This window comes from Micromonospora echinofusca (assembly GCF_017614955.1).
Taxonomy (GTDB): Bacteria; Actinomycetota; Actinomycetes; order Mycobacteriales; family Micromonosporaceae; genus Micromonospora; species Micromonospora echinofusca_A.
This window is the reverse complement of the sequence record NZ_WVUH01000426.1, coordinates 1-5,266: the sequence shown is the minus strand read 5'-3', so window position 1 is coordinate 5,266 and position 5,266 is coordinate 1. Positions and strand designations below refer to the sequence as shown.

Genomic DNA, 5,266 nt, shown 5'->3' with positions numbered 1-5,266 from the left:
GGTGGCGGGTACGGCGACGGCTTCGCGGAGCAGCCGGCGGGCCAGCACCAGCCGGTCGGCGTCGTCGTCCAGACCGGGCAGGTCACCGACCCGGGACACCGTGGCGGTGAGCAGCGCCCGCAGGGCCGGCGCGCACTGGTCGGGGAAGGTGATGCTCCGGTCGAAGATCCGCAGTACCACTGCGCCGGTCCCGTCCTCGGTGAGCTGCCACCGCAGCCCGGGTCGGACGGCGATCCGGCTGTCGACGTCGAGCCCGGCGAGCAGCGCGGCCTGGGCGAGCGGCCGGATCGGCGCCGGCCGCGCCGCCGGCCAGACCCGTGCCCGCAACCGGTCGGCGACCTCGGCCGGGTCGGCCCGCAGCAGCCAGTCGCGCAGCGCTTCGACGGTCTCGGTCAGCTCCGGTTCGACGTCGTCGGGATCGGCCACGTCGATGCCGAACGGTAGCGGGGCGCGCAGTCGGCGGTCGGCGGCGGCGAGCCCGAGGAGTTCCTCGACGAGCGCGTACCGGGTGAGCGCCCGGATCCCCACGGTCAGGTGCAACGACTCGGAGCGCTGCGCCTGGGCACTGTGCAGCCAGCCGCGCGGCAGGTAGAGGGCGTCACCGGGGCCGAGGACCACGTCCAGCGCGGGTGGCCCGTCGGCGACCGCCGCCACCTCGTCCGCCCGGCCGCCCCAGGGCTGCCGTTCCAACGGGTCGGGCAGCACCGGCGGGTGGATCCGCCAGTGCTTCTCCCCGCCGACCTGGAGGACGAAGACGTCGTGGGTGTCGTAGTGGGTGGCGAAGCCCTGACTGTCCGCCGGGGTGAGGTAGGCGTTGACCTGCAGCGGTTGGCCCAGCGCCGCGCCGAGTTCCCGGGCGAAGTCGACCAGCGGCGGCCAGGTGCGGTGCAGCCCCTGGAGGACCAGGGTGGCCCCGGAGGCGTACAGCTCCAGCACCCGCTCGTCGAGCACCTGGTCACCGATCTCGGCACCGGCGCCACCACCGCCGGTGTACCGCGCCGCCGGCACGAGCTGGCCGTCCCGGGCCACCCGCAGGAACGGGGTACGCAGGCCCCGTCGACTGAGCAGTTCGTCGGCGTCGGCGGGGCTGAACAGGTCGGTGAAGCCGGCCGGGTTGGGCAGCTCGGCAGCGCGGGACAGCAGCGGGCCACGGCCCCAGTGTGCGGCGGCGAACTTCTCCGGCTCGACGGCGATGCACCGGGACAGCACCGGAGCCGGGCTGGGAAAGGCCGCCGGGCGACCCGCTGGGCCGCCCGGCGATCGGGTCGTCATCGGTCAGGCCGTCCTACCGGGCGCCACCGTCGGCGCCACCGTCCTGCTGACCGGGGGTCGCCCCACCGTCGGCCGGACCCTCGGCGCCACCATCCGCGCCACCGTCCCGCTGACCCGGCGTGGCCCCACCGTCGGCCGGACCCTCGGCACCACCATCCGCGCCACCGTCCCGCTGACCCGGCGTGGCCCCACCGTCGGCCGGACCCTCGGCACCACCATCCGCGCCACCGTCCCGCTGACCCGGGGTCGCCCCACCGTCGGCGGGGCCTTCGAGGCCGGCACCGCCACTGGTCCGGATGTCGTCGTCGTTGAGTCTCATCGGTGCTCCCTCGGTCCGCAGCCCCGGTCTCCGCCGGGGTTCGTGGTGCACGGTGGTACCCCACGCGCGATCTTCTCTAACCCACCGTAGAGAAGACGGGCCCGGCGCACCGGCGCTTCCGGTCAGGTGGCCCCCGGCGGGGATACGGCCCGTACGCTGGCGCGGCACCGGGTGATCCGTCGGAACGGATCCCCGGCACCGCGTCCTGACCGGATCAACCGGTCACGGGATCATGCGGTCCAGGTCCTCGGGCATGTTCGACTTCACGTCGGACCACTCGCCCTGGGTGACATGTCGGCGCAGGGTGTCCAGCACCACCTGCACCACCCGCTCCGGGCCGCCTTCCACGTCGTACGGGAAGCCCTGCCGGACCTCGTAGAGGAAGTCGTCCCGGTTCAGTTTGACCGGTACGTTGGCCGGGTCCCACCCCTCGAAGTAGACCCCCCGGACCAGCACCGGCAACTGCGCGGAGAACTCCACGCACTCCTGCACCGGCATCCGGTCCCGCAGCAGGTGCAGGACCGTACGCAGCGCCGCGTAGGACTGGTTACGCCGGTCCTTCGACCACCCGTACGCCTGCTCGATGTCCTTCAGGATGAGATTGGTCTTGTCCAACGACGACTCGAACACGGAAATCGGTTCCCTAGCCATCGACACACCCCCGTCCGTCGGTTTCCAACCGTCGATCGTCGCGCGACGGCGGTCCTGCGCTGCCGCGTACGATCCGGGTCGGGCTGATCCGGCCGGGACGCACCACGCACCGGTGCGGACCGTTGCGGTCCCCCGGCGGCGCGACCCGCGTCACCGTGGCCTGCCCGCCCCGACTGCGTACCACCCGAGATGCCACACCGAACCTCCCGTCCCCGGATTTCGTCCGGTGACCGATCACCCGGCGGCGCCGGTTGTCTCCCGTGCCGGCCGTCGTCCTGTCTCCCGTGCCGGCCGTCGTCGAGGTTGGCGCGGCCGGGGGTGAACCGGCCTCACCCGGACGGGATGAAACCCGCCTCACCCGGCCCGGGCGGAGCCGGCCCGGTCCACGCCGAGCAGGGCGGCCAGGGTCGCCGCGTTGGTCTGGGCGTAGTCCCGGAGACAGTTGTTCAGCAGCACGTGGGTCTGCCCGGCGTCGGCGGCCAGCTCGCGGAGTTTCGGCGCCCACTGGCGCAGTTCCCGGTCGGAGTAGCGGTACCCGAACTTCTCGTGGATGTCCCGGCTGGTCCACCGGTCGCTGTGGCCGTGGAACCGCACCACCGCCAGGTCCGCGGTGGCCACCAGCACCGGCGGTACCGACGACCGGTGCCCCTGCGGCATGTCCACGCAGACGTACGGCAGGTCGTGCCGACGCAGGAAGTCCAGCGTCTCGTCGCGGTTGTCACCGGCGAACCAGGACGCGTGGCGGAACTCGAACACCGCCCGCAGCGGGTCGCAGCGGCGCCGTACCTCCAGCAGGTACTGCTTGTTGTCCCGCCGGAGGGTGAACCACGGCGGGAACTGGAACAGCACGGCGCCGAGTTTGCCGGCGGCCACCAGCGGGTCGAGCGCGGTCAGGAACCGGGTCCAGACCTCCTCGTAACTGGCGGCGGGCAGGTCGGCCGGGTAGACGGTGCGTTTGTCGGTGTCCGGTCGCAGGTCGGCGTGGAGCGCGGACACCCGGGTCGGGTGGCCGGTGAGCAGGCTGAACGCCTTGATGTTGAAGGTGAAGTCGGGCGGGGTGCGGGCCACCCAGAGCGCCGCCGTGCGTTCTGCGGGCGGGGCGTAGTAGGTGGCGTCCACCTCCACCAGCGGGAACCGGCTGGCGTAGTGGGCGAGCCGCTTCTCCGGGGTGTCCGCCTCCGGCGGGTACCACCCCGATTCGAGCAGCGTACGGTCGGTCCAGGAGGCCGTACCGACCTTGATCCCGCCCATCCCGGCCTCCCCACTGCCGGCCGTCGTGGCCCCGGGTACGGCGCCCGGGTCCCGGCCGGCACGGCGCGTCCGCTCCGTCCCGGCCCGCGTACCGCGGCCCGGGTCGGGGTTCAGGCCGCCCGACGTTCCCGGTGCTGCTTGCAGGACACGCAGGAGGTCGCCGACGGGAAGATCTCCAGCCGCTCCACCGGGATCGGCGCCTGGCAGCCCTCGCACCAGCCGTAGCTGCCCTCCTGGAGCCGGGTCAGTGCGTGCTCGTACTGCGCCCGACGGTCGAGGATGGTGCGCAGCAGCGACTGCGCGGTGTCCCGTTCGGCGGTCTTGGTGCCGCTGTCGGCCTGGTCGTCACCGGCGGTGTCGCCGACCTCGACCAGCCGCAGGACCTGGCTCTGCTGGACCGCCTGCTCGTACTCCGCGCTCAACTCGTCGTAGCGGGCCTGGAGCGAGAGCCGGATCTGCTCGGCATCCGCCTGGGACCGCCCGGTGCTGACCGTGTCGTGGAGGAGCATGGTGTCCTGCCTTTCCTCGCAAGCCGGAGGCCCGGACTCCCGGCGTTCGCCGTGGGTACGGGCCGCTGTTGAGCCGGGCGATTACCCCACCCTCCAGCCGGCCAAACCGACCTTTTTCCGTACCTCAGTTGAGCTGCCCGGACTCCACCAGCGCGGGGTGCCGGGGGTCGTCGACCCGGACCACCACGTCGGCGAAACCGGCCGGGGCGACCTCCTCGGCGTACCGGGTGAAGGCCGGCAGGGTCCACCGCCACTCGGGCGCGGTCCGGCGGGTCAACGCGGCCGGGGAGAGCACCAGGTGGACGGTCACGTCGAAGGGCAGCCCGCCGCCGAGCAGGAATGCGCCGCTGACCAGGACCACCCCGTTGGGTGGCAGGGTGACGTGGTCGGCGCGGGTGGCCCGGTCGGTGCGGGCGTCCCAGAACGCCGGCAGCAGCCGACCCGAGCCCGACGGCGCGGCCGGGTCGAGCACCTCCCGGCGCAGCGCCGACTCGTCCAGCCAGCCGGTGTAGTAGGCGTCCGGGTTGGTCCTGCCGTACTCCAGGCGCAGCGAGGCCGGCCGGAGGAAGTCGTCGGTGGTGATCCTCAGGACCGGGCGACCCTGGGCCCGCAGCGGGTCGACCAGGGCGTCGGCGAGTGTCCCCGGCCCGGCGGCCGGCGGACCGTCCACGGCGACCCGCAGCCGACGCTGCGGCCCGGTACCGGCCAGCCGGTCGGCGAGTTCGGCGACGAGGCGCTCCGGGGAGATGGGACGGATCTGCATCCGACCATGGTGCCCGGCGGCGGGCGCCACGCCGTGGACCGGCGGGCGGGGTCGACCGGTCAGCCGGTGCGGTCGATGGTCACCCGGGCCTCGTCGGCGAGCCGGTAGCCCACCCCGTAGACGGTGGTGACCAGGGGTACGTCCACACCGATCTTGCCGCGCAGCCGGCGTACGTGCACGTCGACGGTGCGTTCCAGGGCGTGCCGGTGGCCCCAGACGCTGGTGAGCAGCCGGGATCTGGTGAACACCCGGCGGGGGTTCTCGGCCAGGAAGAGCAGCAGGTCGAACTCCCGGCGGGTCAGGGCGAGGACCTGCCGGCCCCGGCGGACCACCCGGGACGCCGCCTGGATGTGGATCCGGTCGCCGCCGGCCGCCGGTACGGCCACCGGGTCGGGGCCGGTCGGGGCGGCGAGCGACAGACCGGCCCGTGGTACCGGCGGACGGTGGTCGGAGCCGGACACGGTGATCTCACCGGCCCCGTCGGAGACGAGTTCGCCCAGG

The 5,266-nt window shown here is 73.6% G+C and carries 7 protein-coding genes; all 7 read right to left on the bottom strand.

From position 1 onward, the window contains the following. On the bottom strand, positions 1–1,272 hold a 1,272-nt coding region (locus tag GSF22_RS30160; RefSeq protein ID WP_208817309.1), incomplete at its 3' end, for a cupin domain-containing protein. A 13-nt stretch (positions 1,273–1,285) separates the two neighbouring features. Then, positions 1,286–1,591 carry a hypothetical protein gene (locus GSF22_RS30155; protein ID WP_208817308.1) on the bottom strand — a complete coding sequence of 102 codons (306 nt, stop codon included), beginning with the start codon at positions 1,589–1,591 and terminating at the stop codon, positions 1,286–1,288. 222 nt (positions 1,592–1,813) lie between these two features. Further along, on the bottom strand, positions 1,814–2,242 hold the full coding sequence (locus GSF22_RS30150) for a DUF2267 domain-containing protein (protein WP_208817307.1): 429 nt from the start codon (positions 2,240–2,242) through the stop codon (positions 1,814–1,816). 354 nt (positions 2,243–2,596) lie between these two features. Continuing rightward, positions 2,597–3,493, bottom strand: coding sequence for a DUF72 domain-containing protein (locus tag GSF22_RS30145; RefSeq protein WP_208817306.1), 897 nt, complete (start codon positions 3,491–3,493; stop codon positions 2,597–2,599). 110 nt (positions 3,494–3,603) lie between these two features. Then, positions 3,604–4,002: a TraR/DksA family transcriptional regulator gene (locus GSF22_RS30140; protein ID WP_208817305.1), complete on the bottom strand. Its 399-nt coding sequence runs from the start codon at positions 4,000–4,002 to the stop codon at positions 3,604–3,606. 124 nt (positions 4,003–4,126) lie between these two features. Then, on the bottom strand, positions 4,127–4,765 hold the full coding sequence (locus GSF22_RS30135; RefSeq protein ID WP_208817304.1) for a uridine kinase: 639 nt from the start codon (positions 4,763–4,765) through the stop codon (positions 4,127–4,129). Between the two features lie 59 nt (positions 4,766–4,824). Further along, the coding region (locus GSF22_RS30130) for a winged helix-turn-helix domain-containing protein (protein ID WP_208817303.1) at positions 4,825–5,266 on the bottom strand (442 nt) is incomplete at its 5' end.